We start from the raw sequence: 25,714 nt of genomic DNA on the forward strand, positions 1-25,714 counted from the left end.
CTATAGAGGAAGCAGATGGCAAAAACCGTTTTCCGCCCGAATGAAATCAAATCGCAAAAGGGCGAAGTGATGTTGAAGCTCGTCCACGAATTTAAACCGCCGGAAGAAAAAAAAGTCGAAGCGGCGCCGGAATACGACGGACCGACGGTCGATGATTTGAGGCGCGAAGCGGAAGAGTACAAAAAAAATTGGGAAGCGGAAAAACAGCGGATGCTCGACGAAGCGCAGGCATCTGCGGATGAGATCGTTCGGAAGGCGGAACAGGCGGCCTTTGCCGAAGTAAAGCGTCAAACCGATGAAGCGAATATTATTAAAGCCGATGCTCAAAAAAACGCGGAAGAGATCGTAAAAAAAGCGCAGGAGGCGGCGCAGGGCTTGATCCGCGATGCCGAGGCGCAGCAGCAAAAGGTCGAATCGGACGCGCATAAAAAAGGCTTCGACGAAGGTCACGAAAGCGGCTACCGTGACGGAGAAGCCGAAGCGAACCGTCTCATCGAACGTATGCACTCGATGCTCGAAGCCGTCATGCACCGCCGCGAAGAGATTTTGCGCGATACCGAAACGCAGATCGTAGAACTCGTCATTTTAATGACGCGCAAAGTCGTCAAAATCATTTCCGAAAATCAAAAGAGCGTCATCATGAGCAACGTACTCGCTGCTCTGAAAAAGGTAAAAGGCAGATGCGAAGTGACGCTTCGCGTCAATCTCGAAGACGTCAAACTCACGACGGAGCACATAGACGATTTTATCAAGCGGGTCGAAAACATCCGCGGCATTACGGTCGTCGAAGATTCGACGGTCGAAAAGGGCGGTTGCATCGTCGAAACCGACTTCGGCGCGATCGACGCGCGCATTTCGAGCCAGCTCAGCGAACTCGAAAACCGCGTTATGGAAATCTCGCCGGTAAAGACGCTTGCAAAATCCGACGTGATCGAACCGTCTTCTTAGATTAATAAAATCGGCGCGGGTGGGGACATGCGTTCATCGTATACGGGAGAATTCGATTTTTCAAAATACCTCAAAACGGCTGAAACGATCGATCCGATTTTATACATCGGACACGTGACGGCAGTCAACGGCCTCGAAATCGAAAGCCGCGGTCCGCGTTCGGTCATCGGCGAAATGTGTGCGATCCGCATGCCCGATTCCGCCGAAACGCTTGCAGCCGAAGTCGTCGCCCTTGACGGCACGACGGTAAAGCTCACCGCATACGGAGACACGAAGGGGCTTGAAGTAGGATGCGAAGTCGTCGCTTCGGGTTCCGTGCTGCGCGTTCCCGTCGGCTCATCCCTTTTGGGGCGCGTCATCGATGCGACGGGAAAACCCTGCGACGGACTCGGCGAAATCGTGCCGGAAACTTATTATCCTGCTGTTGCATCTCCTCCCGATCCGATGAAGCGTCTTCCCGTTGTGCGCAGGGTAGCGACGGGAGTGCGCGCGATCGACGCGATGCTCACCGTCGGCAAGGGGCAGCGGCTCGGTATCTTTGCCGGAAGCGGGGTCGGGAAATCGACGCTCATCAGCATGATAGCGCGCAACACCGACGCCGACATCAACGTTATCGGTTTGATCGGAGAGCGCGGCCGCGAAGTGCTCGATTTTATCAACCGCGATTTGGGAAAAGAAGGCTTGGCTCGTTCGGTCGTCGTTATGGCGACAAGCGATCAGCCGTCGATCTGCCGCCTGCGCGCAGCCTACGTGACGACCGCCGTCGCCGAATATTTCCGCGACAAAGGCAAAGACGTCATGCTCATGTTCGATTCCGTTACGCGATTTGCACAGGCGCAGCGGGAAATAGGACTTGCAAACGGCGAACCGCCGGCACAGCGGGGCTATCCGCCGAGCGTATTCGATATGATCCCGAAGCTGCTCGAACGCGCCGGTACAAACGACAAAGGTTCCATTACCGCGTTTTATACCGTGCTCGTCGACGGAGACGATCTCAACGAACCGATCACCGACAAAGTGCGCGGAACGCTCGACGGGCACATCATATTGAACCGCCGTCTCGCACAGGCCTACCATTATCCCGCGATCGACGTGCTGCAGTCGATAAGCCGCCTCTCCAAGCGCGTTACCGGCCGCCAGACGCAAAAAGCCGTCGGCATATTGCGCACTCTTATGGCCTCTTATGCGAACAACGAGATGATGATCACGACGGGCATTTATCAAAAAGGCAATTCTGCTGAAATCGATGCTGCTCTCGAAAAACACGCCGCCATCGAAGCTTTTTTAATGCAAGAAGAATACGAAAAGTGCCCGCTCGACGAAACGCTCAAAACGCTTTCCGAGCTTTCAGGGGTTGCGATCCCGATCGAAGAGTATGGAGAATCTCCCGTAGTTCCTTCCCTCGGAGCTGCGGAAATCGCCGAAGAATCCGAATGAAAAAATTTACGTTTCCTCTCGAAGACGTGATGAAATACCGCGAGTATCTGCAAAACGAAGCGGAACTCGCGCTCGGTAAAGCGATGGCGGTCGAACACGATATTCAAATGCGCATCGACGAAGTCGCTTCTCAATATGCCGCATTGGCCGCAAAGATGCGCGGTTCGACCGATTTCAACGACATAGCACGGGCAAACGATTTTTATGCGTTCCTCGACCAGCAAAAAGCTTACCTTTTGGAAAAGATGGCGGAAGCGAAGCTCGTTTCCGAGCAAAGACGCAAAGACATGCAGGAAGCGATGCAAAAAACCGAAAGCCTCCGCAAACTGCGCGATCGGCAGTTCGATGAATACAAAGACGCGGAGATGAACGAAGCGAACGATATCGCCGACGATATGACAAACGCGCGGGCAGCGAGGAGAAGAGTTTAATTAATAATGGAATGCGCTGCCGCCGATAAATTCGCGCATGATCGAGCGCGCGGGAACAGCCGTCGGCGGGATCGGCGAAAAGTTGTATAAAAAGCTCAAGAGACGGCACGCTTCTCCGTATTCTTTTTGCGTCGGGTTGACGCAGCGCAAAAGCGGGTCGGCGTAGACTTTGAGGACTGCCAGCTCGTAATCGAGGGCGGTGTTGAGCATCGCATCGGCGTTGATTTGAAACGGAAAAATGTGTTTTTGCTCTCCTGCCTGTACGCTCGGCCACATCGAAATCGTTTCGGCGGCGCTTTTGCCGCGGAACTGCGAGTCGCGTACGATCCTCCGGATAAGGCGATTGTCGCTTGTCGAAATGCGGTTATGGTCGTCGAGGTTCAGCTGCGTGAGCGCCGACAGGTAGATTTTAAATTTGAGTTCGTGCGGAATGCGAGAGGTCAGTTTATCGTTTAAGCCGTGGATGCCTTCGATTATTAAAATTTCGTTTTCCGCGAGCTTCATCGTGTTTTTATCTTCATAATAGCGTTCGCCGCGCTGAAAGTTGTACGAGGGGATGCGCACTTCTTTTCCGTCAAAGAGGTCGAGCAGGTTGTCGTTGAGCAAATCGATGTCGAGCGCTTCGAGGCATTCGTAATCGTAATTGCCGTTTTCGTCTTTCGGATTTTTATCGCGTCCGACGTAATAGCTGTCGAGACTGAGCACGTGCGGCAGGTAGCCGATCGCTTGGAGTTCGAGCGCAAGCTTTTTTGCGGACGTCGTTTTGCCGGAACTCGACGGCCCTGCGATCAATACGGCGCGTACCCGCTCCTGCTTTGCGATCTGATCGGCGACGTCTGCAAACTGTCGTTGCTGAAAGGTTTCGGCGATATCGATAAAATCGTTTATCCTGCGTTCGTTGACGAGCTTGTTTAAAGTCGCCGCCGATGTCACACCGATGCGTTTTCCCCATTCTTTGTAGCGGCTGTAGATTTCGAAAAGCTGCGGCTGGTCGACGAATTCGGGGAGCTCGTCGGGAGCCGACGGCTGCGGAAAGCGCAGCAAAAAACCTTTACCGTAGGGGAGGAGACCGAAGGTTTTCAAAAAGCCCGTCGACGGAACGAGGGGGCCGAAATAGAGATCGGAAAAATTGTCGAGAGAATTGATTTTGACTCGCGGCGGACAAAAGTAGTTCAGCTGCAGTCGCGTTTCGACTCTCCCGAGCGCTTCAAAAAGCGAAACTGCATCCGTATAGGAAACGAACTGTACGGTTATCGGAAGATTTGTTGCCACGAGGAGGCGCATCTCTTTTTCGAGAGCGGCGATCTGCTCTTTGCTTATCGGCTTTCCCGTTTCGAGCGTATAATAATAGCCGCTTCCGAGGCTGTGCCCGCACAAAAGGCGTGATAGCGGAAAGAGCTTGTGCGCCGCGGCTGCCAATAGAAGACAGAGCGAGCGGCGGTACACTTGCGCGCCGTCTTTGCTCGAGTCGAGGACGGGTTCGAGATAGGAATTGATTTCGAGCGGTTTGTCGAACGGCTCGATCCCGTTGTTCACTTTTACGGCAAGAATGTGCTCCACGTTTTCGGAAAAGTGCGAGAGCAGCGTATTGAGCGGTGTGCCGGAAGGCACGCACAACGTTTTGCCCGACGGAAAAGTGACGGAAAGCATTTGTCCCGGCATATTAGGCGGTATTGGATTTGAACCAATGACTTCTACCGTGTGAAGGTAGCACTCTACCCCTGAGTTAACCGCCCGAACGATCAAGTATCGAATATAGTAGAAGATTTTAACAGGTTCGCCGCATGCTGTCAAGAAAGCGATTGACGGAAAACGCATTGTGAATGCGGTTTGCGATTTATCAAAGACACGTGACAGTTTCATATAACAATGTGCGGGGGCGATCGCTCTTGCCGCAAATCCCGCACGCTTTCTGCAAGAGCGCGCGAACATAGGCGAACGCGTTAGGCGCCGGAGCAACGCGAAGCGGCCGCCGAAGCGAAGTATACGAGCGAGGCGGCTGGAGCGAAAGCGGAATTGCAGAGGTGCCGGCGGGCGAAGCCCGAAACGCCCCGTTTCGAAATTTGAAAAGTTAATAATTATTAATTACGGCCCATACGCGATTCGAACGCGTTACCTATTGCTTAGGAGGCAATCGCTCTATCCAGGTGAGCTAATGGACCAAACAACACTTTTTTATGCGCGGGCGCGGCAGCCGGACGCATTATGTTCCGAAATCGTAATAGACGCCACGCTGCGTGAATCCCGCAAAGCCGTCTTTTTTCGCGTCGTATTGATCGACGTTATCGCCGTAGTGGCACAACGACATTTTCTTTTTCATATCCGCCGGAAGCGTTTTTAAGTCTTCGTAATACGCGTGTACACCTCCGCGGAAAAATTGGCAATCGTGAAAGATGTATTCGATATCGTAGTTGCCGCACATCCAGTCGAGAAGCTCTCTGTCGAACTGTGTGTCGCCCGGAAAGAGGATCCGATCGTCGATGAGCACGCCGACCGAATAAAACGATGTGCGCCACGAACCGGTTTTGTCGGGCACGTGATGAGTGCGGTAGAGTTTGATGTTGATGGATCCGACATTCGCCTCGTAAAGAGGACGCGGGCGTCGCGCGATCTGCCGCGGTTTTATCTGATCGAAATAATCTTCAAAGGTCATAAAAGCGCCGTCGGTGTATTCACCGTATGCGCAGCCTCCTTTGAGCGATTGGTTCCATAAAATTTTTTTATAGTGGTCGGTGATGACCATCTTCGGCCGGATCTTTGTCGTGTAGCGTCCGACGAGCGCCACTTCTTCAAGTCCGCCGATGTGATCCGCGTGTGAATGCGTGATGAGCAAATTTCTGACGGACGCGATGGACGAATGATAGGTGTACATCGCGTAGGGGCAGACGGCTCCGCAGTCGACGAGCACGTGATCTTTACCCTTTATGATAAGCACGTTGTTTTGAAAATACTTTTTTGCAAAGGCGCTCCCCGTTCCGATAAAAAAGAAACGGAGGCTGCCGTCGCTCGTAAATTCGATTGTCTGCTCAAGCTTTTTGATTTTCACGATAGACCTCATATTCTTTATATTATACACGGTAAATGAAATAAAAACAATTTGTCCGCCGAAAAAAATTATTTGTGCGGATACAGCACTTTCTCGAGTTCGTACATGTCGGAAACACCGTCGACGAGGATACCTCCCATGCCCATTTCAAGCGGCAGTGCGATATCGATATCGTATCGGTCGCCGACGCTGAGGCATTCTTCGATTTTCGCGCCTGTCCTGCGCGCGGCTTCTTCGAACGGTTCTTTCGCCGGTTTCGATTTCCCGAACGTATCGAGTCCGATGACAGTTTCGATGCAGCCTTCGACGCCGAGCGCACAAAGCGTTTTGCATCCGACACCTATCGGATTGTTCGTGACGCAGACGAGTGCGCAGGACTTTTTAAGCGTCTGCAAAACCGCGAAAAGCTTTTCGTCGCGCGATAAAAAATCTGCCGGTTCGATGAGCTCGTTCCTCCACGCGACGGTCGTTTCGATCGGGATGCCGAGAGCGGCAAAGGTATTGCTTTCGCTGATTTTTTGCCCGCCGTGCGTTTTCGACCATTCGCTTCGGTAATCGTCGAAGATCGTCAGGGCTTCTCTTTCGGATATGCCGCGTACTTTTGCAAAACGGCGGAGCTGAACTTCGCTTTGATGAGATACGTACGTTTCGTTCGTGTACAGCGTCGAATCGATGTCGAAGACGATCGTTTTGATCTTTTCGGGCAAGCGGCAGATTTTCATAGAACGCTCCGCGGTTTATAGGTTTTAATAATTTTTACGAGAGAAGAAGCGGCTTCTTCGAGCGATCCGTACACGCCCAATCCCGTAAAGGCCGCCGCCGCGTCTCCGATAAGCTCCGCGTCGGGACAGGCAGTGAGCGCGAGCGGAATGCCCGCATAATCGCATTTCATCTGCATCCATTGTTCGTTTTTCGTCTGACCGCCGGTTACGACGACGGGAAGGATGACGCGGATATTGTTTTTTTCGGCTGCCGCAAGCAGGGCGGAAAACGATCGGTGCAGATTTTCTGCGATGAGCGCGAGGATTTCGAAGCCGTCGCTTTCGGGGTGTTCGAGGCAGTGGGCGATGAGCTCTTCGTATGAAAACTCTCTTTCCATGATCGCTTCGACGATCGTCTTATAGTTGACGAACATGCGTCCGCTTTCGGTTTGCAGCATGGATGCGTTCCAAAGACCCGGTATGACGGAAGGCAGGGAGCGGACCCTCTCTTCGTGCAGCGGAAAGGGTGTGCAGATATTGATGCCTTCGCTGGAACCCGCACGGTCGTATATTTTTCCGACGGCAAGGGTGTTCGTTCCGATCATCGCGGCGATAAAATCCGGCCCCCCGCAAAAAACACGTACCGGTTTTTTTAAGCCGAGAGCAGCCGTCGCCTCATCGTGCGTCGCTCCCGCATCGCTTGAGAGCGGAACATAGGGCGGGAGTTTGCTTTCAGGCAGGGATGCCGCTTCGAGCTGTTCGCGCGTCCAATATGCGCTCTCGTAGCGCGCTTCCGGTAAAATCGTCAAATTCGATCCGGTGAGTTTTCGGATGAGGTATTCCGGCCCGGAATAGATATACGGGGAAGTGTTCCATTCGGCGGGAAAGAGCTCGCGAAACGCCGCGATGCGCGGGATAAAAAGCGAATGTGCGGCGCTCGTTCCCGCGATCGGCGCGGGTTTTATGTCGGCGTTCCACAAGAGCGTCGTCCCGTCTTCGGAAACGATCGTCGGCCCATTTCCCGAAATACCGATCGCCGCTATATCGTCTTCTCCGACTTCGTTGATGAGTTTTTTTGCAGCGCTGCACAGGGCGGGAAACCATTTTTGTGCGATATACCGTTCATCCGGCCTTTCAAACGTTTCTTTTGCGAACGCTTTGACATTGCCCGCAGCGTCGATCAGCGCGGCTTTCAGCGATGTCGTTCCGATGTCGGCCGAGAGTACGGTCTTTTTCGTCATGTTTTCGGCTGCAGCGGCTGCGTCTGCTTTTCCATCTTTTCGATGAGCTTGCGGTTTTCGAGTAGACTGCTCAGCGACTGGTTGTAGTGAACGCGCATGATGACGTTTGCAAAGAGGCCGCTCACGCTCGTGTTGATATACCATTCCCGTTTGCACAGCGCTTCATGATAGACGGCGTTCGTTCCGATAATGCGGTAAAAAAGCCCCTGCCGGTACGCTTCGTCGAAGAGGTCGATCGCGTTGCCGGTAAAAAAGGGCAGACTGATTGCGGCGATGACTTTCGTCGCACCCTGTTCTTTCAAAAAGCCCATCGCTTTTAAAAGCGTACCGCCGGTACCGAGCATATCGTCGGCGAGAAAGGCGGCTTTGCCGTGCACGTCGCCGAGCAGTTTGATCGATTTGATGTTCGTGTTTTTCGCGTTTTGCGTGACGACCGAATAATCGCGCTCTTTGTAGATCATCGCAAGCGGCAGCTTTAATCCGACCGCGTAGAATTTGTTTCTGTCGATCGCGCCGGTGTCAGGGGAGACGACGACTAAATCCTCCGTTTCACCGGTCAAGTCGACGATCTTGCTCAGCTCGCGGATGATTTGATAACTTGCGTGCAGGTTTTCGAGATTGACGGAACTGAACGCATTGACGATTTCGCGTGAATGGATGTCGAGCGTAATGATCCGCGTTACGCCGAGCCATTCGTAGATGTGGCCGAGCATACTCGCCGTAAGCCCTTCGCGCCCCTTTTTTTTGTGCTGGCGGCTGTAGGGGTAGGCGGGCACGACGAGCGTAATGGCTGCCGCTCCCGCCTGCCGCACCGCATCGATCGTCACGAGCATGGACATGACGTGGTCGTTGACGGAAAGAACGGCTTTGTTCGTGCCGTCGTTCAGCGAAAGCTCTTCGTGATTTTCTATGTCTTGGAAGATATAGACGTCTTTTCCGCGTATGGATTCGAGCAGTTCGGTTTTGAATTCGCCGTTTGCAAAAAACGTAAAGCGCGCGGGAATTTTAAAAGACGGTGCGCGGTATTTCGTCACATCGCCTTTGATGTAGAGTTCGGGCGCGTCGATATCGTTTTCGAAATTGATTTTTTTGACAAGATCGTCTTTATTCAGTTCGTAGCGTTTTGAAATGACATCGTTTTTAAGCGTAAAACGATGCTTGTACATGTGCTTCAGATGCGTGATCACTTCGTCGGCGAAACGTTCTCCGCCCGGACATGCAACGACGGCCAGGTTCATCGGTTCGGAATACGGCATGATTCAAGACCCCTCTTTCGCGATTTCGCGCGTAGTTTTCATACTATCATTTTTTTTGCGATGTGACAATCGCACGATTGTCCTTGATGTTCACATAGGACGATTGCTTCCCGTGCGCATCGGCGCTATACTGACCGTATGCGGATGATTTTAACCGGCACCGGTACGAGTCACGGCGTACCTGCGATTTCGTGCCGTTGCAGCGTGTGTACTTCGCGCGACCCGAAAGACAAGCGCTTTCGGTGCAGCGCGTACATATCGCATCGAAACGCCGACGGGCGCGAAACGCACATCGTCATCGATACGGGGCCTGAGTTTCGCATGCAGGCGCTCGCGCATCATATCGATTTTCTCGACGCCGTGCTTTTGACGCACGCCCATGCCGACCACATTGCGGGACTCGACGACCTGCGCATCTACAGCCATACGAAATCCGAAGGTGCGCTCCGCGGCACGCATCGAGCGGAGACGGATGAATCGCCGGGAGCGGGGCTTCCCGTATATGCGGATGAAAATACGATTTCGGGCATACAAAAGCGATTCGATTATATCTTTACACCGACGCAGATCGGCGGGGGAAAGCCGAAGCTGCATTTGATAAACGCGTCCCGTTTTTCGGGAGAGCATCCGCTTCGCATAGGGGATGTGCACGCGATTCCGATCCCGATGTTCCACGGTGAGCTTGAGACGACGGGCTGGCTTTTGAGCGTCCGAGACGGAGCTTTATTCCGTTCGATCGCCTATCTCACCGACTGCAGCCGCATACCCGAAAGCTCGGTCGAAACGCTCGTCGTATACGGCGGAACCATAGAACACGCGGTCATAGACGGCCTTCGCGAAAAGCCCCACGCGACGCATTTTTCGTATTTTCAAGCGATGGAAACCGCCGCAAAGATCAGGCCGCGCCATACATGGCTTACGCACATGAGTCACGATATGAGCCACGCCGATATAACGCGATACTGCATGCGGCGGACGAAAGAGGTTCCGGTTTTGTCGGAAATAGCAAAAGCGGGCGGTTCGGTGCTTCCCGCATACGACGGTCTCGTCCTCGATGTGTAGCGGTGTTCGGGAAACAAACGTCCGTGAGGCGGGTATCGGAAAACTTCCGTGTGTCCCTTTTGGTAAATACGTTTCCGTCGGTCGCTGCTGTTTTTTAAATAAAAAACCGCCCGAAAGGCGGTTTGTAAGACTGCAATAAAAAGGCTACGGCAAACGCTATTGGGAACCTCTAAAAACTGCAGCTTTTAGAGGTAACTTTGAAATGCCCTATTGCGCTTCGGCGGTTTTTTTATCCTGTTCGGCGAGAGCCATGCGCACGTCTTTGGGAAGACGCACTTTTTTGTCGACATAGTCCGAGCGGATGCAGTTTGCACACATATTGATGGTGCGCGTCGTTCCGTCGACGATCGCTTTTACTTTGTGGAGATTCGGCCGCCACGTGCGTTTCGTATGATTATATGAATTGCTTACTTTGTGACCGTACATGAGCGATTTTCCGCAAACATCACAAGTTCTGGACATATTTGTACCTACCTTTACCGAATTGTACGATATTTTATCACTCTATCGAAAAAAGGCAATTCTGTCAACAGGTAAACAGCAGCTTGGGCGAGCTTTTGGCGAGATCTTTGCCGATAACGGTAAGTTTCGATTCACTGATCGCATTGTCAATGTACTGTCACTGTGCAGCTTGTACACGCTTCTGTCAACGCGCGCTTGACTAAAGAGAGGCGCTTCGATACTATACAAATATTAACGATAGGTTATTAATTGGGGGTCTCCTTTGGCAAAAAAACAGACGTCTGCAGAAAAAAGATTTAAGCAGAGCGAAGCGCGCCGCCTTCATAATAAAGCGATCAAATCGCGGTGCAAAACGGCCGTAAAACATTTCGTTGCAGCGGTGCAGCGCAAAGAGCAAAAAACGGCGGAAGATTTATATAATCTTGTTCAAAAAGAACTCGATTCCGCGCGCAGCAAGGGTGTTCTCAAACACAATACCGTCGCGCGCAAAAAGTCCCGCATGAAAAAGCTTTTCAATGTGACCTTTGCTGCGCCTGCAGAAGCAACTGCAAAATAAGTATTGCCTGTCTCCGAAAAATTCCGGAAGAAGCCGTCAGTGCGGTTTCTGCCGGAGTTCTTTTTTTCACCGTATCGGGAATCCTATGCCTCAGAAAAAAATAACAAAATATGATCTTATCGAATCGGTGTATCGCAATACGAATTGCGAACGGCGCATCGTTCAAGAGGTCATGGAAAATTTTCTGGGGGAGATAAAAAAGTCGCTTATCGGAGGAGCAACGATCGAACTGCGCGGATTCGGAACTTTTGAGCCGCGTTTGCGCAAGGGCAGATTCGTTGCGCGGAACCCGAAAACAGGTGAAACGCTTTCCGTCGATCCTCACTACGTCGCCGCGTTCCGCTCCGGACAGGAACTCAAAAAATCGCTGTGGGATCTCAAAGTAGAGCAGGTCGAGCGATGACGCTTGGGAAAAATCGTTCTCTTTCGCACCGTTTTTTTTTCAATGCGCTTTTTACGCTCGCGGGTGCGGTTTTGTTCGCTCTTGCGAATCCCGGTTTTATTTTTCCAAAAGGCATTCCACTCGTCGCATGGGTGATGTATTTTCCTGCCTTTATGCTCGTCCGCCGTTCCTCTTTTAAAACGGTGTGGCTGTGGGGCGGGGTATACGGAGCGCTTTCGTATTGCTTGTACGTTTCGTGGCTCGTGACCTTTCACGTTGTTGCCGCCGCAGCGATAAGCGTCGAATATTTTATTTCGTACGCGCTGCTCTTTTTATGCTTAAAGATCGCCGACAGGTTTTGCGGACGTCACGCGTGGATCGTCCAATGGCTCATCCTCTGTTCGCACGAATACCTGAAAACGACGGGCTTTGCGGGATTTTCGTACGGGGTTGCAGGCTATACGCAGTGGCAAAATCTCCTCCTCGTCCAAAGCGCATCTCTTTTCGGCGTGTGGGCGCTTAGCTTTCTCATCGATTTTACATCCGCGTGGCTGTACGCCGTGTATATCGGAGCGGAAACAAAAGACATCGCAGGCTTCAGAGCCTCGGCAAGACGGCGCGCGCTCGGTATTGCGCTTTGGGCGTTTGCGCTCGCCGTATTCGCCGCATACGGAGGCGCGCTCCTTTCGCAAAAAAACGAAAACGGAAAATTTATTAAAATTTGTGCGGTGCAGCACAATACCGATCCGTGGCAGGGCGATATAATTTCTTACGAACGTGACGTTAAAACGCTTATGACGCTGACGGAGCGCGCGCTTTCGGAAGATCCCGACATAGCGCTTGTCGTGTGGCCGGAGACGGCCGTCGTTCCGTCGATTTTGACGCACTATACCAAGCGGCTCGACAGGAGAAGGTTCGACCTTATCAATTCGGTGCTGCACTTTATCGACGGGAAAAAAGCCGTATTCGTGATCGGAAATTTTCACTCCGTGGATACGGGCGGCACCCGCACCGACGATTACAACAGCGCTTTCGTCTTTACGCCCGGAAAAAACGTCATACCGCCGGAGCCGGAAATCTATCGGAAAATTCACTTGGTGCCCTTTACGGAAACGGTACCCTTTGCAAAACGGCTTCCATGGCTTTACGATGCGCTTGAAAAAGCGGACACGCATTTATGGGCGAAAGGAAGCGTGCGCACCGTTTTTCACGCTGCGGGAATTTCGTTTTCCGTGCCGATCTGCTTTGAAGATACGTTCGGCGACGACTGCCGCCGCTTTGTCGCAAACGGCGCGCGCGCTTTCGTCAATATGTCGAACGACGCGTGGTCGAAAAGCCTGAGCTGCCAAAATCAGCACCTTGCGATGGCGGTTTTCCGATGTGCCGAAAATCGCGTGCCCGCTGTTCGGAGTACCGCCTCTGGGCAGACGTGCATCGTCGACCGCACCGGAAAGATTTTGCTCGAAGCGGAGCCGTTTACCGAAACGTATTTAACCGGCATGATGCCCGCCGCGGATGACACTGCGGGAAAAACGCTGTATAATAAAACCGGTGATGCCCTTGCGATTTTTTTTGTCGCGGCGGCTTTGCTCATGTGCATCGTATGCATTATTTTAAACGGAAAACGAAGTAGGATATAATGGCGGAAAAACACGACGACGAAAAAATCAATGTGACGGTATTCGGCCCCGAGACGGAGTTCGACGGTGAACTCGAATTTTCGGATAAGCTTATCATCACCGGAAAATTCAACGGAAAGATAAAAGCGAGCGGAGACTTGGAAATCGCAAAGGACGCGGTATGCACCGGCGAGACGATTACGGCGCGCTCGATCATCGTGTCGGGAAGCGTTACCGGAAACCTCGAAGCATCCGAGCGCGTTGAAATATGCAGCGGCAGCAGCGTTACCGGCGATATAACGACAGCTCGTCTTCGCATTGCAAGCGACGTCAATTTTGAAGGGCAGGTTACGATGCTCGATAAAGAGCCGGACATCGATCTGTTTTCCGTCGCATCTTCCGAATACAAAGACGCGCTCGCGCTGAAATCCGACGCGATTTACTGATTTGCCGACAAGAATATTCCGCGGCGGTGAGCGGGTTTTTGACCGGACGCATTGGGCGCAAACGCGACGGACGTACCGAGCTTTTTTTCCAAATACGCGGCGACGGGCGCCATGCGGTTTTTACCCGCGATGAATTTTTCTTTGTCCTCTTCGGTAAACGGCTTTCCAGCTTTTTGGGCGGCTTTTTTTATGCCTTTTGCAGGATCGCCGAGGCGGCTCATCAAAACGAGACTCCGCGGCTTTTGTTCAAGGATGTATTTGATCGTCGGCAGCGCCGCCATAACGCGCGTATCGTCTTGAACGACGCCGTCTTTCATCGGAACGTTGAAATCGACTCTCATGACGATGCGCTTATCTTTCAAATCGACATCTTTTACGGTTTTAATCATAATGTCTCCTGCTGTAATGGTTGGAATTTTTTTGCGATTCGATTTTTTGACTATGATGAATTATCTATAAACACAGAAAAATTCCATACTTAGCCCCAAAATGTATCTTCTGCCGATTGTTGTTCGGCAAAAGTCCATACTTCTTGTATCTTACCGTTTTCTATTTTGAACAGATCAATACCCGGATCATTGAGCTTATCGCTACTACGCAAAGAGTATTGCAAGGAAAATGGGCGATTATAATTTTATATCATCTGAGTACGGGTACAAAAAGGTTTAATGAACTTCAAAGAGTAATGCCTGCAACAACTCGAACAGTTTTAACAAGACAGCTGCGTCAGCTTGAAAAAGATAAACTGATCGACCGAAAAGTCTTTGCCGAAGTCCCGCCTCATGTTGAATACTCTTTAAGTAAATTGGGAACTAAATTTCAAAAAGTGTTAGACGAGATTGAGATTTTCGGTTTGAGTTATATCGCCGAATTACATAAAATGCAAAGCTGAATGCCCGGCGGGAAAAAAGCCGAATACGCACCTCTGTTTGACGCGATGGGAGAAATTATGAAAAAATTCGATATTACGGCGCTCGGGGAAATATTGATCGACTTTACGCCTGCAGGCAAGTCGCAAAACGGCAGAACGTTGTTTGAAGAAAATCCCGGAGGAGCTACGGTAAATGTCGCAGCCGCCGCAACGCTCTGCGTATCGCGATACGGCGCGATCCCCGCATTGACGTCTCTTTCCGAAACGGAAAAGCTCCTCGCTTCTTTCCCCTGCATCAGCGGCAAACAGCCGTGATCCACGCAAAGAGCTCTGCGAGATCGTAATCGCCCGAATGCACTTTATCCCACGGATACGTAAAGTCTACGGAAAATCCGGCGGCTTCAAGCTTTGCTGCGCGGTAAACGGTTTCGGCGCTTTTTAAATAAGCCCTTTCGAAACGGCTGTACGCAAAAACGAGTTTAATTTCGTTTGCCAGCCTTTACCGTTCTTTTTCAAATTTTCCAGCACATCGACGTCAATCCTGATGCTCATAACTTTTTTTTGCGGCTTCCATAAATCACGGTCTAAAAGATGGCAGGGCTTCATTTGCTTGAGCTGCGCATTCGTCAGTTTGGGGCAATCTGAAAAATCTTTATTCTTAAATTTTTTAATTTCTTCCGAGCGTTTTTTGGATATTGCCATAATATTTTATCTCCTCTTTCGATACGGCCGGCCGTGCAGACACAATCCGTATTTTTTCTCGCCTATCGACATAAACGACAACACAAATAATAGCGCTCCCGATATCACCCAAAACGATATATCTGTCCTCGTCTATCATCGAATTCTTATTGTCATAAAATTCAATCGAATTCGGATCCTTAAAAATTTCAGACGCTTCTTCAAAAGTCAATCCGTGTTTTTCTTTATTTATTCGATCTTTTTCACTATCCCATTCAAATCGACCCTTGGTTACCGTCATGCTCTCCTCTGCTATATAATATATAATTGTATTACATTTCTGTCAATACTTTAAACGTTTGCCATATTTTTAAGTACCATTGTCCTGTACACGAATCTCCGGTACTATCCGCATTTATAAAAATACGTTATACCGTATATGTGATGATTCGACAAACGCATTTTATCGGCGTGCTCATTCCCGAAAACCTCCTCGTTCCGCTTGAAGCGTGCCGCGCTTGGATGAGAGCGCGCTGCGGCTGCAAAAGCGGACAGGGCACACCCCTGCATATAACGCTTGTGCCGCCGTTTTACCTCGACGAAAACTTTTCCGAACGCAATCTGTTCGAAGCGCTCGCCGAAGCGGCATCCGCATGGGGCGCAAAAAACAAAACGCTTTGCTGCGCGGTAAACGGTTTCGGAGCCTTTTCTTCGCGGACGATCTTTGCACACGTCGAGCAGTCAAGCGAATGGACGGCTCTCCGCACTCTCGTCTACGATTCCCTTTTAGCAAAATGCCCGGGAACGGCAAAGCGAGATGCGCGAACTTTTGTACCGCATATCACCCTTGCGAACCGCGACATACCGCCCGGCGCGATCGAAGATGCGCTTTCGTATTTCGATTCGCTCGATCTGCACGAAAGTTTCGACGTACGATCGATAACGCTCTTTGCCATGAGAGGCGGAACATGGACGGAACGCGAAACATTTGCGATGACGGAATTGTACTAACTATTGATTTTTTTGTAGTGGTATTATCATTAACCCGCAGTATATACTTTCCCTATTCCAATTTTCAGGTCGTAATTAATGAATACAAAAGAACGATATGACGATGCACGTGAACAATATGCGTCGCTTGGCGTCGATACCGACCGCGTTATCGAACGGCTCCGCAGCATACCGCTCTCGCTTCATTGCTGGCAAGGCGATGATGTAGGCGGATTTGAAAAAGCAGGCGCGGTACTGAACGGCGGCGGTATTCAAGTAACCGGCAATTATCCCGGCAAAGCCCGTTCCATTGCGGAATTGCGCCAAGATATCGAAAAAGTGTTTACGCTTACGCCGGGCAGTTATCGTTTAAATTTACATGCAAGCTATGCCGATTTTTCCGATACGAAGCCGGTTGATCGGGACGCGCTGGAACCCGCACACTTTAAAAGCTGGCTTACATGGGCAAAGGCAAAAAAAATACCGCTCGATTTTAATGCGACAATTTTTTCACATCCGAAAGCGAACGGCATGACGCTTGCTTCAAAAGATAAGGGTATTCGCGACTTTTGGATAGAGCACACAAAACGCTGCCGTACGATAGGCGCATATTTCGGCAAAGAACAAGGCAGCCCCTGTATTCACAATATCTGGATCGCCGACGGCATGAAAGACATACCTGCCGATCGGCAAGGGTATCGAAAAATTCTTTTACAATCGCTCGACGATATACTCTCGCAAAAGATACCGACGGAATATTTAAAAGATTCCGTAGAATCGAAAGTATTCGGCATCGGAACCGAAAGTTACGTCGTCGGCTCTCATGAATTTTACATGGGCTATGCGATGAGCAGAAACTGCCTGCTTACGATCGATATGGGACACTATCACCCTACGGAAAACGTTTCGGACAAGCTCTCGTCCGTGTTGCTCTTTGTTCCCGAAATACTGCTGCACTTATCACGGGGCGTCAGATGGGACTCCGATCACGTCATCGTTTTTAACGACGATATGCGAATGATGGCGGAGGAAATAATCCGGACGGGAAAACTCGATAAGATCCACATCGGTACCGATTATTTTGACGGCTCCATCAACAGAATCGGAGCATGGGTACTCGGTTCGCGTGCGACGGAAAAAGCGTTTTTGTACGCACTGCTCGAACCCGTAACACAGCTTATTAAATATGAAGATGAAGGAAATTATTTTGCACGCCTTGCACTCAACGAACAACTGAAAACGATGCCGTACGGCGCCGTTTGGGATCGGTATTGCGAAGTATGCGGTGTTCCTTCCGACACGGAAATATGTAAAGCCGTCGACGAATACGAACGGGAAGTAACTTCCAAACGAAGTTGACGTCGGCTTGATACGTGCATCATTAACAATTTAAGGAATAAAATGAGTAAGCCATTACTTGAAATTCAACATATTTCAAAATTTTTCCCCGGTGTAAAAGCATTGCAGGATATCAGTTTTTCCGTAGATAAAGCCGAAATCCATGCGCTGATCGGCGAAAACGGAGCCGGAAAATCGACATTGATAAAAGTGCTTTCGGGTATCAATAAACCCGAAAGCGGCGGAACGATCGCTATGAACGGTCACCGCCTCGATAATCTGACGCCGATACAATCATTGAAAGAAGGTATCGTCGTTATCTATCAGGATTTTTCTCTCTTTCCGAATCTAAGCGTTATGGAAAACATTGCGCTCGGATTATGTGTTAAAAAGAACGAAAAGATCATCAACTGGAAAGAGATGGCAAAGATCGCCGAGCAGGCTCTCGTACAACTCGGCGTAAAAAATATCGATATCCGCGTAAAAATTTCAGAGCTGTCCGTTGCCAAACAGCAGCTCGTCGCGATCGCGTGTGCTATCGTCAATGACGCAAAACTGCTCATTCTCGATGAACCGACAAGCGCTCTTTCTTCCGACGACGTCAAAAATCTGTTTCGCATCATGCAGTCGTTGAAAGCGAAAGGTATTTCGATGTTGTTTATCAGCCATAAGCTGGATGAACTTTTTGCCGTTGCCGATCGCTTTACCGTCTTGCGCGACGGACAATGTATCGGTACGTACAATAAAGACGAACTCACGAACGATAAGCTCATCGCGTTGATGGTCGGACGAAAAATCGAATATAAGATTTACGATAAACGGAAATGCAACGAACCGCTGCTCGAAGTCAGATCGCTTTCAAAGAAAGGAAATTTTAAAGATATTTCGTTTACGCTCAATAAAGGTGAAATATTCGGTCTGACGGGGCTTGTCGGAGCGGGACGTACGGAAATCGTTTCCTCATTATTCGGGCTCAACGAACCGGACAGCGGGTGTGTTCTTCTTGACGGAAAAGAGATAAACATACGGCATCCGAATGAAGCTGTCAAACAGGGCATCGCATTTGTCCCCGAAAACAGACTTCGCGAAGGTCTCGTATTGCGAAAAACATCGGAAGACAATATCACCGTTACCGTGTTGGATAAACTTTCACATCGCTTCGGTCTGCTCGATATGAAAAAAAAGCACGACCTCGCCGAACACTGGATGAAAACGCTCGAAATAAAACCGAATTACCTCGATATGGAAGCGGGAAAATATTCGGGAGGTAACAAACAGCGTATCGTTATCGCAAAATGGCTTGCAACCGAACCGAAAGTGCTTATCGTTGACGAGCCGACAAACGGTATCGACATCGGCGCAAAAGCGGAAATACACGAACTGTTGTACAATCTTGCAAAATCGGGCTTGGGCATCATCGTCATATCTTCGGAACTGCCGGAAATCCTTTCGATTTGCGACAGAGTTGCCGTCGTTCGGCACGGAAAAATTCAAAAGATATTGCCGTGTGAGGGTCTAACACAAGAGTATATTATGAACTTGGCATTTTAGGCGGTACACTACAATGACAGTGATAAAAAAAATTATTAAAATGCAGGAATTTCCGATCCTTACGGTACTGGTCGTTCTCTCCGTAATAATCGGTATCATAAATCCGACGTTTTTCAGCGTGGAAAATTTTCTCGATTTGCTGAAAAGCAATCTCGTACTTGCGATAATGGCCATGGGGATGCTCATGGTCATGCTTACCGGCGGTATCGATGTCGCCTGTTCTTCAATCGTCGCATCGGTTACGATTTTTGCAGGGAATTCGCTTATCCACTTTACTTCAAATATTTTCGTAACCGCTGTGCTTTCATGCGCCTTCGGGCTCGCGCTCGGTCTTATCAACGGACTGCTCGTCGCAAAGATAAAAATTCCGCCGATAGTCGCTACGCTCGGAACGATGAGCATCATACTGGGTATAAATCTCTACATAACGAACGGGAACTGGATCACCGGCATACCGCAAAATTTTATTAACTTCGGCGATATAAAGTTTTTTCCGATTACGACGAGCGACGGACGGATAATCGGTCTTCCGATGCAGGCCTTGTTTTTGGCTGCGGTCGTCTTTTTGACATGGTTTATCCTGCGTAAAACTTTGGTGGGCAGAGGTATCTATGCAATCGGCGGAAATCTCGAAGGCGCGTCTCGTGTCGGCTTTAATCCGACAAAAATATTGCTTTTCGTTTACGGCATCGAAGGTCTGTTTATCGGCCTTGCCGCCGTCGTGCATACGTCGATCATGCGGCAAGTGGATCCGAATGCGTTTGCAGGTTTTGAAATGCAAGTGATCGCCGCCGTTGTACTCGGAGGCGCAAGTACGATGGGCGGTTACGGTTCGGTATTGGGGACCGTGATCGGAGTCGCGCTTTTTTGTGTCATAAACAACGGCATGATCCTTATGCATATACCGACGTTTTGGCAAAAAATTATTATCGGCTTAATCATTATCGCATCCGTCTGCATCGATATGTATCAAAAAAACAAAGCTGAAAAAACGAAAGTAAAAGTTGATGTGGAGTGACGGCATGAAAAACAACATAAAAACATCGATACGTAAATTCTTTAAAACATCCGAAGGAACGCTGTTTATTATTTTTCTGTTTGTCTTTGCGCTTATGTCGGTATTATCGCCGGGGAAATTCTTAAGTCCCATCAATATGGAATCGATGGCGTATCAGATTCCCGAATTCGGTATCCTCGCATTGTCGATGATGCTCGTCATCATGACAGGCGGTATGAATCTTTCGCTGACTTTTTCGGCGGCATTGGGAATGATTATCGGCGGACTCGTTATGTCGAATCTATACACGGCAAACCACGGCGCACTGCTCGCCGTTACCGTCGGCATTGCAACTATGTTTGGTATCGCCGCTCTCTGCGGGTTATTCAACGGCTGGATCATCGCGCTTTTCGGCGTCACGCCGATGATCGCGACGCTCGGTTCGTCGACACTGTTTGAAGGCATCTGTCTCAATATCACCCACGGAGGAGCCATATCGGGATTTCCGATGATATTCATCGCGATAGGCAATTCAACGTTTTTAAAAATTCCTATCCCGATGTGGATATTCTTTATCGTTGTCGTATTTTGCTGGCTGCTGCTTGAACGGAGCAAGCTCGGCAAATCGATAGAGATAATCGGCTGTAATCCGATCGCCGCAAGATATTCGGGCATACGGGTAAAGCGGGTATTGATAAAAACATATCTTATCGGCGGTATCCTTGCCGGCATCGCTGCGATGATAATGGCGAGCCGTTACAACTCCGCAAAAGAATCGTACGGGTCGTCGTACTTACTGCAATCCGTTGCCGCCTGTGTTTTAGGGGGTACCGATATAAACGGCGGTTCGGGGAAAGTTGCGGGGACTATCATAGCGGTTTTGATTTTGCAGGTCATTTCGAGCGGTCTGAATATCTTCGGATTGAACCGATATCTAACGACCGTTATCACAGGTCTTGTGCTTATAGCCGTTTTGACGATACACTTTATCATATCGATAAAAAAACGGAACGTGCAATAGGAGGTACGATAAAAAGCGCCGTCTGAAATATCGTCGTCGCTAAAGTCCGGAGACGAAAAACGCCGAAACGTTTTTCTTTTATGGGAGATACTCGCGATTTCTGTGCATTGCTCGAAATCGCAGCGTTCTTATCTCAAGTTTGCTCGGATGTTTGCAGAAGGTGTGTTTACGTACCGTTTTGATAAAAATCGTATGCGTATGATACACTCTATTTTGCAAACTCGATTATTGAACGTGTGCGCTCCCGCGCACGACTAAAAACTTTTTCGGAAGTTGAAACTTCCTGCAAAAGCTTTTATGGGAGGATATATGAAAAGAATTCTTACAGTGCTTGGAGTTCTCATGATCGGTTCTGCTCTCTTTGCCATGGGTGCAAACGAGCAGTCTTCTTCATCCGGCAGCGGAAAAAAAGACATAACGATCGTCGTTATGCCGAAGCTCGTCGGTATTCCGTACTTCAATGCTTCGGAAAAAGGTGCCGTACAGGCCGGAAAAGATTTGGGTATCACCGTCAACTACACCGGACCTACGACGGCTGATGCTGCGGATCAGGTGAGGATGCTCGAAGATCTGATCACGAAAGGTGTCGATGCGATCTGTGTTGCACCGAACAACGCTCAGGCATTAACGCCCGTTTTGATGAAAGCGAAACGAGCAGGGATTTTAGTGCTCGACTGGGATACCCCCGCGGATCCGTCGGTAGTCGACTATTCCGTTCATCAGATCGATGACAAACAGTTCGGCGAACACAACTGGGATCTGCTTGTCAAATACATGGGAACGAGCGGCGACTATGCGATTCTCACCGGCGGACTTTCCGCAGCCAATTTGAATTCGTGGCTCGATTACGGACTTGCATACGCAAAGACAAAGTATCCGAATCTCCACCTGGTAACGGATCGTGTTCCGACCGATGAAAAACAGCAGCTCGCCTATCAAAAAACGCTTGACCTTATCAAAGCCTACCCCAATCTCAAAGGTCTGGTCTGCGTTTCAACTCCGGCTCCGATCGGCGCTGCGCAGGCGGTACAGGAAAAAGGGATGCAAAATAAAGTCGCCGTTGTCGGAAGCGCACTTCCGACCGACAGCGGCCCGTACCTTGAAGACGGCTCGCTTAAAACTGCAACGCTGTGGGATCCGGCCAAACTCGGTTACCTTACGGTATGCGTCGCATACAATGCGCTCAAGGGGCAAAAACCGACCGACGGTATGGATGTGCCGAATGTCGGAAAGATCACCGTTCTTTCGGACGGCAGAACGATCATCATGGGACCGCCGAGTGATTTTTTGAAAGAAAACTATAAAAACTTCGCATTCTAGTTTTTTCGCGGGGCGGATCGTTTCGATTCGCCCCGTATCTTTTTACGCAGTGTCTATTTGAGAAAAATGAATTCATACTACATGGGAATCGATAACGGCGGCACATCCTGCAAAGCCGTACTTTTTGACTCGCAAGGAAACGAGATCGCTTGTGCCCATCGTCTGCTTACAATGATTACACCTTGTGCTCAGCAAACGGAACGGGATATGGATGCGCTGTGGCATGCAAACGTCGAGTGTATCAGAGAAGCGATTGAAAAATCGAACATAGATCCGTCCGCTATAAAGGCCGTCGCGGGATGCGGGCACGGCAAAGGATTGTACCTTTGCAGAAAAGACGGATCGCCGGTGAGAAACGGTATCGTTTCTACAGACGGGCGAGCGGGAGCTATCGTACGTCAATGGCAGCGCGACGGAACGGCGGAAAAAGTTTTCAAACGAAATTATCAAAATATACTCGCCTGCCAACCGGTTGCATTGCTCGCATGGCTCAAACAATACGAACGAAAATCTTATGACGCGGCAGGATGGATTTTTGCGGTAAAAGATTTTATTCGCTACCGTCTTACGGGGAAAGCTTTCGCCGAAATAACCGACTATTCCGGTTCAAACCTGCTTGACGTAAGCGCCGGAAAATTTAATAAAGAAATTCTCGATTGGTTCGGTATAGGTGAAACGGAAGCTGCACTCCCGCCTCTGAAAAAATCGACGGATGTGTGCGGTTATATAACATCGGATGTTTCAAAACTGACGTTGCTCCCCGAAGGAATTCCCGTTGCAGGAGGTATGTTCGATATAGACGCATGTTCGATCGCAATGAATGTCGTCGATCCGAACAATATTTGCTGTATAGCGGGAACATGGAGCATAAACGAATATATTGCAAAACAACCGATCGTAAACCGCAGTATTATGATGAATTCGAACTACTGTATCGACGATTATTATTTATTGGAAGAAAGCAGTGCAACGTCGGCGGGAAATCTCGAATGGTATATCGCACGGTTTTTGCAAAACGAAAAAAATGCGCTGAGTGCACAAGGCAAAAGCATATACGCATACTGCGACGATCTTGTCGCATCGATTGAACCGGAAGATCAGGATATCATATTTTTACCGTTTATATACGGATCGAATTATAACCCCGATTCAAAAGCCTGTTTTATCGGTGTCGACAGTCATCACACGCAAGCGCATTTTATACGCGCGGTATTCGAAGGCATCGTATTCAGCCACATGGTGCATATAGAAAAGCTTTTGCATAACAAGCGCGATTTCGCTTCGATCCGCCTTGCAGGGGGCGCAGCCAATTCCGCCGTATGGACGCAGATGTTTGCCGATGTAACGGGGTATCCCATCGAAGCGGTCAAAGCGCGGGAACTCGGTGCGCTCGGCGCTGCAATGGCGGCATCCGTCGTCTGCGGAGATAACGACACGATAGCAAGCGCATCTCGAACTATGACGCATATAGATACCACCGTTCTGCCGCGCAGCGACAAAACTGCAATTTATCGGAAAAAATTTTCTGCCTATAAAAAATTTTATCAAGGACTTGAACGGTATTGGAACGCCGATTGAACAGTGCCTCGCGATAAGGAAAACGCTATGGATAGAATGTATAAAATCGGATTGTACGAAAAAGCGATGCCGAAAGACATCGGTTGGAAAGAAAAAATTCAGGTAGCGAAAAGCGCCGGTTACGATTACATCGAGATAAGTATCGACGAAACGGATGAAAAACTTGCGCGGCTCGATTGGAGCGATGCACAGATACGGGATGTCGTATCCGTCGCATACGGCGAATCGATGAGTTTCGGTTCGATCTGTTTAAGCGGGCAACGGCGGTATGCGCTCGGCGATAAAGACGAAACGAAAAGCCTCGAGATACTCGAAAAAGCGATACGCTTTGCGCGAATCGCCGGGATCCCTGTTATACAGATGGCAGGGTACGACACGTATTATGCGCAATCGACGGAAGAAACGGAAAAGCGTTTCCGCAAAAACCTCGCACTCGGTACGGCTGTCGCCGCAAAAGAAGGCATCATACTCGCATTCGAAACGATGGAAACGCCTTTTATGGATACGATGGAAAAAGCGATGCGCCGTATTTTGCCGATCGCATCTCCCTACCTCGGTGTCTATCCCGATATCGGAAATCTCAACAATGCGGCTCTCTTGTATAAGAGCGATATCCTCGCCGACATGGAAAAAGGAAAAGGACATATCGTCGCAGCACACATCAAAGAAACGATGCCCGGAAAATATCGTGAAGTTCCTTTCGGTACCGGCGTCGTCGATTTTGAACGTATACTGAAAAAATTATGGCAGCTCGGCGTGAGGCGCTATGTAACGGAATTATGGTATACGGGAAACGACGATTGGAAGCAGGCGGTAAACGGCGCAAGTTCGTTTGCACGAAAAATTCTCGACGGCTTTGCCGGCATGTAAGAAAAACGGCGGCATGGTTATTTTTTTGAAAATCGTTTGCGGTATGCGGTCGGCGTGATACCGGTAAAACGCCGAAAACTGCGGCTGAAATAATTGCTGTCGTTGAACCCCATATCGTACGCGATTTGCGTAACGCTCTTATCCGTTGCAGCAAGTTCATCCATCGCCACAAGCATGCGCCGGCGCATTTGATATTCGGATGCGGAATACCCCGTAACGCGCTTGAACGTACGCAGCACGGTGCTTTCGGACATATTAAAACATTCCATAAGCTGCTTTATCGTAAAATTTTCTCTAAAATTTTTTTCAACATATTTTACAACGGCAGACGCATCTTTTTCAGTCGTCGCCGGATATGCAGGATTGTTGTAGATACGGAGCAATAATATAAACAGCTCAAAAAGGTATATCGTATTTTCGATATTCCATAAAAGATGCCGGCTGTCGATTTCTTCCTGCATCGATTCCAAAATCGCCTGCACTTCAAACAATTGCAGACGGTTGAGCCTGAAATGAATAACGGACTGCGGCTCACTCTTTATAGAATCCGTCGATAAAAATAAATCGGAATACCCCGGCGCTGTTGATAAGCCGAAAACGTTATCGGCAAGAAACGACGGCTTTATTAAAATATTCATCAAAACAAGATTATCGACGGCATCGTATCCGTGTATTTGACCCGGTTTTATAAACACGACATCGCCCGCTTCCAGTTTAAAAGATTGCTGCGGGGTTCTGTGCAGTCCGGTACCGTTATAGATGATTACGACTTCAGTAAAATCATGAGAATGCAGCGGAAAAGCGGGTTGCGGATTACGGAATTCAAAATGATACGGCGTTTCTCTCGTCCAATATTTTTTTGAAACTAATCTTTCCATATCTATAAATAGACTTATAAACCGAATTGCAG

At 49.5% G+C, this 25,714-nt stretch carries 27 protein-coding genes, 2 tRNA genes and 1 pseudogene; 18 read left to right on the forward strand and 12 right to left on the reverse strand.

Going from position 1 to position 25,714, the window contains the following annotated elements:
• The first annotated feature begins 15 nt into the window (after positions 1 to 15).
• Genes fliH through fliJ form a run of 3 tightly spaced genes read left to right on the forward strand, consistent with a single transcriptional unit; the run spans position 16 to position 2,816 of the window.
• Positions 16 to 948 carry a flagellar assembly protein FliH gene (gene fliH / locus JSQ97_RS08360; protein WP_205075632.1) on the forward strand — a complete coding sequence of 311 codons (933 nt, stop codon included), beginning with the start codon at positions 16 to 18 and terminating at the stop codon, positions 946 to 948.
• Between the two features lie 27 nt (positions 949 to 975).
• Positions 976 to 2,385, forward strand: a complete 1,410-nt coding sequence (locus tag JSQ97_RS08365) for a FliI/YscN family ATPase (RefSeq protein WP_205075633.1) — start codon at positions 976 to 978, stop codon at positions 2,383 to 2,385.
• Complete coding sequence (gene fliJ, locus JSQ97_RS08370) at positions 2,382 to 2,816, forward strand: flagellar export protein FliJ (protein ID WP_205075634.1); 435 nt, start codon at positions 2,382 to 2,384, stop codon at positions 2,814 to 2,816. The genes JSQ97_RS08365 and fliJ overlap by 4 nt, the downstream gene beginning before the upstream one ends.
• On the opposite strand, the gene JSQ97_RS08375 is transcribed toward fliJ, so the two are convergent.
• The 7 genes from JSQ97_RS08375 to prs form a co-directional block, all read right to left on the reverse strand.
• On the reverse strand, positions 2,817 to 4,478 hold the full coding sequence (locus tag JSQ97_RS08375) for a nucleoside kinase (RefSeq protein ID WP_370590048.1): 1,662 nt from the start codon (positions 4,476 to 4,478) through the stop codon (positions 2,817 to 2,819).
• Between the two features lie 2 nt (positions 4,479 to 4,480).
• Positions 4,481 to 4,552 (reverse strand) — tRNA-Val (locus JSQ97_RS08380).
• 352 nt (positions 4,553 to 4,904) lie between these two features.
• A tRNA-Arg gene (locus JSQ97_RS08385) sits at positions 4,905 to 4,978 on the reverse strand.
• 41 nt (positions 4,979 to 5,019) lie between these two features.
• Positions 5,020 to 5,874 (reverse strand): MBL fold metallo-hydrolase, encoded by an 855-nt coding sequence (locus JSQ97_RS08390; RefSeq protein WP_239447046.1) that lies wholly within the window; start codon positions 5,872 to 5,874, stop codon positions 5,020 to 5,022.
• Positions 5,875 to 5,930: 56 nt separating this feature from the next.
• The gene (locus JSQ97_RS08395) at positions 5,931 to 6,584 is read right to left on the reverse strand and encodes an HAD family hydrolase (protein ID WP_205075635.1); all 654 of its coding nucleotides are present in this window, start codon (positions 6,582 to 6,584) and stop codon (positions 5,931 to 5,933) included.
• Positions 6,581 to 7,804: an FGGY family carbohydrate kinase gene (locus tag JSQ97_RS08400; protein WP_205075636.1), complete on the reverse strand. Its 1,224-nt coding sequence runs from the start codon at positions 7,802 to 7,804 to the stop codon at positions 6,581 to 6,583. The genes JSQ97_RS08395 and JSQ97_RS08400 overlap by 4 nt, the downstream gene beginning before the upstream one ends.
• Positions 7,801 to 9,060, reverse strand: a complete 1,260-nt coding sequence (gene prs / locus JSQ97_RS08405; RefSeq protein ID WP_205075637.1) for a ribose-phosphate diphosphokinase — start codon at positions 9,058 to 9,060, stop codon at positions 7,801 to 7,803. The genes JSQ97_RS08400 and prs overlap by 4 nt, the downstream gene beginning before the upstream one ends.
• A gap of 138 nt (positions 9,061 to 9,198) precedes the next feature.
• Between prs and JSQ97_RS08410 the strand changes: the two genes are divergently transcribed.
• Positions 9,199 to 10,122, forward strand: coding sequence for an MBL fold metallo-hydrolase (locus JSQ97_RS08410; protein WP_205075638.1), 924 nt, complete (start codon positions 9,199 to 9,201; stop codon positions 10,120 to 10,122).
• 207 nt (positions 10,123 to 10,329) lie between these two features.
• Here JSQ97_RS08410 and rpmB read toward each other — a convergent pair whose 3' ends face one another.
• The gene (gene rpmB / locus JSQ97_RS08415) at positions 10,330 to 10,584 is read right to left on the reverse strand and encodes a 50S ribosomal protein L28 (protein ID WP_205075639.1); all 255 of its coding nucleotides are present in this window, start codon (positions 10,582 to 10,584) and stop codon (positions 10,330 to 10,332) included.
• Positions 10,585 to 10,846: 262 nt separating this feature from the next.
• Between rpmB and rpsT the strand changes: the two genes are divergently transcribed.
• The 4 genes from rpsT (at position 10,847) to JSQ97_RS08435 (ending at position 13,587) form a co-directional block, all read left to right on the forward strand.
• The gene (rpsT, locus tag JSQ97_RS08420; RefSeq protein ID WP_205075640.1) at positions 10,847 to 11,140 is read left to right on the forward strand and encodes a 30S ribosomal protein S20; all 294 of its coding nucleotides are present in this window, start codon (positions 10,847 to 10,849) and stop codon (positions 11,138 to 11,140) included.
• 85 nt (positions 11,141 to 11,225) lie between these two features.
• The gene (locus JSQ97_RS08425) at positions 11,226 to 11,543 is read left to right on the forward strand and encodes an HU family DNA-binding protein (RefSeq protein WP_205075641.1); all 318 of its coding nucleotides are present in this window, start codon (positions 11,226 to 11,228) and stop codon (positions 11,541 to 11,543) included.
• Positions 11,540 to 13,162, forward strand: coding sequence for an apolipoprotein N-acyltransferase (gene lnt / locus JSQ97_RS08430; RefSeq protein WP_205075642.1), 1,623 nt, complete (start codon positions 11,540 to 11,542; stop codon positions 13,160 to 13,162). Before JSQ97_RS08425 ends, lnt begins: the two co-directional genes overlap by 4 nt.
• Entirely contained in the window at positions 13,162 to 13,587 is a 426-nt protein-coding gene (locus JSQ97_RS08435; protein ID WP_205075643.1) for a bactofilin family protein, read from the forward strand. The genes lnt and JSQ97_RS08435 overlap by 1 nt, the downstream gene beginning before the upstream one ends.
• Before the next feature lie 38 nt (positions 13,588 to 13,625).
• Here JSQ97_RS08435 and pgk read toward each other — a convergent pair.
• A pseudogene (gene pgk / locus JSQ97_RS08440) lies at positions 13,626 to 13,976 on the reverse strand (phosphoglycerate kinase); the annotation flags it as partial.
• A 143-nt stretch (positions 13,977 to 14,119) separates the two neighbouring features.
• Between pgk and JSQ97_RS08445 the strand changes: the two are divergent.
• Positions 14,120 to 14,479, forward strand: a complete 360-nt coding sequence (locus JSQ97_RS08445; RefSeq protein WP_239447049.1) for a winged helix-turn-helix transcriptional regulator — start codon at positions 14,120 to 14,122, stop codon at positions 14,477 to 14,479.
• Positions 14,480 to 14,536: 57 nt separating this feature from the next.
• Entirely contained in the window at positions 14,537 to 14,773 is a 237-nt protein-coding gene (locus JSQ97_RS12940; RefSeq protein WP_239447050.1) for a hypothetical protein, read from the forward strand.
• A 123-nt stretch (positions 14,774 to 14,896) separates the two neighbouring features.
• Here the strand turns inward: JSQ97_RS12940 and JSQ97_RS08455 are convergent, their stop codons facing one another.
• The gene (locus JSQ97_RS08455) at positions 14,897 to 15,160 is read right to left on the reverse strand and encodes a BrnA antitoxin family protein (RefSeq protein ID WP_021330727.1); all 264 of its coding nucleotides are present in this window, start codon (positions 15,158 to 15,160) and stop codon (positions 14,897 to 14,899) included.
• Positions 15,126 to 15,440: a BrnT family toxin gene (locus JSQ97_RS08460; RefSeq protein WP_205075644.1), complete on the reverse strand. Its 315-nt coding sequence runs from the start codon at positions 15,438 to 15,440 to the stop codon at positions 15,126 to 15,128. The genes JSQ97_RS08455 and JSQ97_RS08460 overlap by 35 nt, the downstream gene beginning before the upstream one ends.
• Before the next feature lie 143 nt (positions 15,441 to 15,583).
• Here JSQ97_RS08460 and JSQ97_RS08465 point away from each other — a divergent pair, with 143 nt between their 5' ends.
• The 8 genes from JSQ97_RS08465 to JSQ97_RS08500 all read left to right on the forward strand — a co-directional run bounded on the left by JSQ97_RS08465 (position 15,584) and on the right by JSQ97_RS08500 (position 24,804).
• Positions 15,584 to 16,150, forward strand: a complete 567-nt coding sequence (locus JSQ97_RS08465; RefSeq protein ID WP_239447056.1) for a 2'-5' RNA ligase family protein — start codon at positions 15,584 to 15,586, stop codon at positions 16,148 to 16,150.
• A gap of 78 nt (positions 16,151 to 16,228) precedes the next feature.
• Positions 16,229 to 17,488: an L-rhamnose isomerase gene (locus tag JSQ97_RS08470; RefSeq protein WP_205075646.1), complete on the forward strand. Its 1,260-nt coding sequence runs from the start codon at positions 16,229 to 16,231 to the stop codon at positions 17,486 to 17,488.
• A gap of 42 nt (positions 17,489 to 17,530) precedes the next feature.
• The gene (locus JSQ97_RS08475) at positions 17,531 to 19,018 is read left to right on the forward strand and encodes a sugar ABC transporter ATP-binding protein (RefSeq protein WP_205075647.1); all 1,488 of its coding nucleotides are present in this window, start codon (positions 17,531 to 17,533) and stop codon (positions 19,016 to 19,018) included.
• Between the two features lie 13 nt (positions 19,019 to 19,031).
• Positions 19,032 to 20,036: an ABC transporter permease gene (locus JSQ97_RS08480; protein WP_205075648.1), complete on the forward strand. Its 1,005-nt coding sequence runs from the start codon at positions 19,032 to 19,034 to the stop codon at positions 20,034 to 20,036.
• A gap of 4 nt (positions 20,037 to 20,040) precedes the next feature.
• Entirely contained in the window at positions 20,041 to 21,036 is a 996-nt protein-coding gene (locus JSQ97_RS08485; RefSeq protein WP_205075649.1) for an ABC transporter permease, read from the forward strand.
• 309 nt (positions 21,037 to 21,345) lie between these two features.
• A complete protein-coding gene (locus tag JSQ97_RS08490) occupies positions 21,346 to 22,356 on the forward strand; it encodes an autoinducer 2 ABC transporter substrate-binding protein (protein WP_205075650.1) in 1,011 nt (336 codons plus the stop codon).
• Positions 22,357 to 22,437: 81 nt separating this feature from the next.
• Positions 22,438 to 23,934 carry an FGGY-family carbohydrate kinase gene (locus tag JSQ97_RS08495; RefSeq protein ID WP_205075651.1) on the forward strand — a complete coding sequence of 499 codons (1,497 nt, stop codon included), beginning with the start codon at positions 22,438 to 22,440 and terminating at the stop codon, positions 23,932 to 23,934.
• A 27-nt stretch (positions 23,935 to 23,961) separates the two neighbouring features.
• Positions 23,962 to 24,804 (forward strand): L-ribulose-5-phosphate 3-epimerase, encoded by an 843-nt coding sequence (locus tag JSQ97_RS08500; RefSeq protein ID WP_205075652.1) that lies wholly within the window; start codon positions 23,962 to 23,964, stop codon positions 24,802 to 24,804.
• A 17-nt stretch (positions 24,805 to 24,821) separates the two neighbouring features.
• Here JSQ97_RS08500 and JSQ97_RS08505 read toward each other — a convergent pair whose 3' ends face one another.
• The gene (locus tag JSQ97_RS08505) at positions 24,822 to 25,682 is read right to left on the reverse strand and encodes a helix-turn-helix domain-containing protein (RefSeq protein WP_205075653.1); all 861 of its coding nucleotides are present in this window, start codon (positions 25,680 to 25,682) and stop codon (positions 24,822 to 24,824) included.
• Between the last annotated feature and the right edge of the window lie 32 nt (positions 25,683 to 25,714).

The organism is Treponema sp. Marseille-Q4523 (genome assembly GCF_016901105.1).
Taxonomy (GTDB): Bacteria; Spirochaetota; Spirochaetia; order Treponematales; family Treponemataceae; genus Treponema_D.

Excerpts from the sequence above, each read along its gene's own strand:
- fliH (WP_205075632.1), top strand. The coding sequence starts at position 16 with ATGGCAAAAACCGTTTTCCGCCCGAATGAAATCAAATCGCAAAAGGGC.
- JSQ97_RS08365 (WP_205075633.1), top strand. The coding sequence starts at position 976 with ATGCGTTCATCGTATACGGGAGAATTCGATTTTTCAAAATACCTCAAA.
- fliJ (WP_205075634.1), top strand. The coding sequence starts at position 2,382 with ATGAAAAAATTTACGTTTCCTCTCGAAGACGTGATGAAATACCGCGAG.
- JSQ97_RS08375 (WP_370590048.1), bottom strand. The coding sequence starts at position 4,478 with ATGCCGGGACAAATGCTTTCCGTCACTTTTCCGTCGGGCAAAACGTTG.
- JSQ97_RS08390 (WP_239447046.1), bottom strand. The coding sequence starts at position 5,874 with ATGAGGTCTATCGTGAAAATCAAAAAGCTTGAGCAGACAATCGAATTT.
- JSQ97_RS08395 (WP_205075635.1), bottom strand. The coding sequence starts at position 6,584 with ATGAAAATCTGCCGCTTGCCCGAAAAGATCAAAACGATCGTCTTCGAC.
- JSQ97_RS08400 (WP_205075636.1), bottom strand. The coding sequence starts at position 7,804 with ATGACGAAAAAGACCGTACTCTCGGCCGACATCGGAACGACATCGCTG.
- prs (WP_205075637.1), bottom strand. The coding sequence starts at position 9,060 with ATGCCGTATTCCGAACCGATGAACCTGGCCGTCGTTGCATGTCCGGGC.
- JSQ97_RS08410 (WP_205075638.1), top strand. The coding sequence starts at position 9,199 with ATGCGGATGATTTTAACCGGCACCGGTACGAGTCACGGCGTACCTGCG.
- rpmB (WP_205075639.1), bottom strand. The coding sequence starts at position 10,584 with ATGTCCAGAACTTGTGATGTTTGCGGAAAATCGCTCATGTACGGTCAC.
- JSQ97_RS08425 (WP_205075641.1), top strand. The coding sequence starts at position 11,226 with ATGCCTCAGAAAAAAATAACAAAATATGATCTTATCGAATCGGTGTAT.
- lnt (WP_205075642.1), top strand. The coding sequence starts at position 11,540 with ATGACGCTTGGGAAAAATCGTTCTCTTTCGCACCGTTTTTTTTTCAAT.
- JSQ97_RS08435 (WP_205075643.1), top strand. The coding sequence starts at position 13,162 with ATGGCGGAAAAACACGACGACGAAAAAATCAATGTGACGGTATTCGGC.
- JSQ97_RS12940 (WP_239447050.1), top strand. The coding sequence starts at position 14,537 with ATGAAAAAATTCGATATTACGGCGCTCGGGGAAATATTGATCGACTTT.
- JSQ97_RS08455 (WP_021330727.1), bottom strand. The coding sequence starts at position 15,160 with ATGGCAATATCCAAAAAACGCTCGGAAGAAATTAAAAAATTTAAGAAT.
- JSQ97_RS08460 (WP_205075644.1), bottom strand. The coding sequence starts at position 15,440 with ATGACGGTAACCAAGGGTCGATTTGAATGGGATAGTGAAAAAGATCGA.
- JSQ97_RS08465 (WP_239447056.1), top strand. The coding sequence starts at position 15,584 with ATGATTCGACAAACGCATTTTATCGGCGTGCTCATTCCCGAAAACCTC.
- JSQ97_RS08470 (WP_205075646.1), top strand. The coding sequence starts at position 16,229 with ATGAATACAAAAGAACGATATGACGATGCACGTGAACAATATGCGTCG.
- JSQ97_RS08475 (WP_205075647.1), top strand. The coding sequence starts at position 17,531 with ATGAGTAAGCCATTACTTGAAATTCAACATATTTCAAAATTTTTCCCC.
- JSQ97_RS08480 (WP_205075648.1), top strand. The coding sequence starts at position 19,032 with ATGACAGTGATAAAAAAAATTATTAAAATGCAGGAATTTCCGATCCTT.
- JSQ97_RS08485 (WP_205075649.1), top strand. The coding sequence starts at position 20,041 with ATGAAAAACAACATAAAAACATCGATACGTAAATTCTTTAAAACATCC.
- JSQ97_RS08490 (WP_205075650.1), top strand. The coding sequence starts at position 21,346 with ATGAAAAGAATTCTTACAGTGCTTGGAGTTCTCATGATCGGTTCTGCT.
- JSQ97_RS08495 (WP_205075651.1), top strand. The coding sequence starts at position 22,438 with ATGGGAATCGATAACGGCGGCACATCCTGCAAAGCCGTACTTTTTGAC.
- JSQ97_RS08500 (WP_205075652.1), top strand. The coding sequence starts at position 23,962 with ATGGATAGAATGTATAAAATCGGATTGTACGAAAAAGCGATGCCGAAA.
- JSQ97_RS08505 (WP_205075653.1), bottom strand. The coding sequence starts at position 25,682 with ATGGAAAGATTAGTTTCAAAAAAATATTGGACGAGAGAAACGCCGTAT.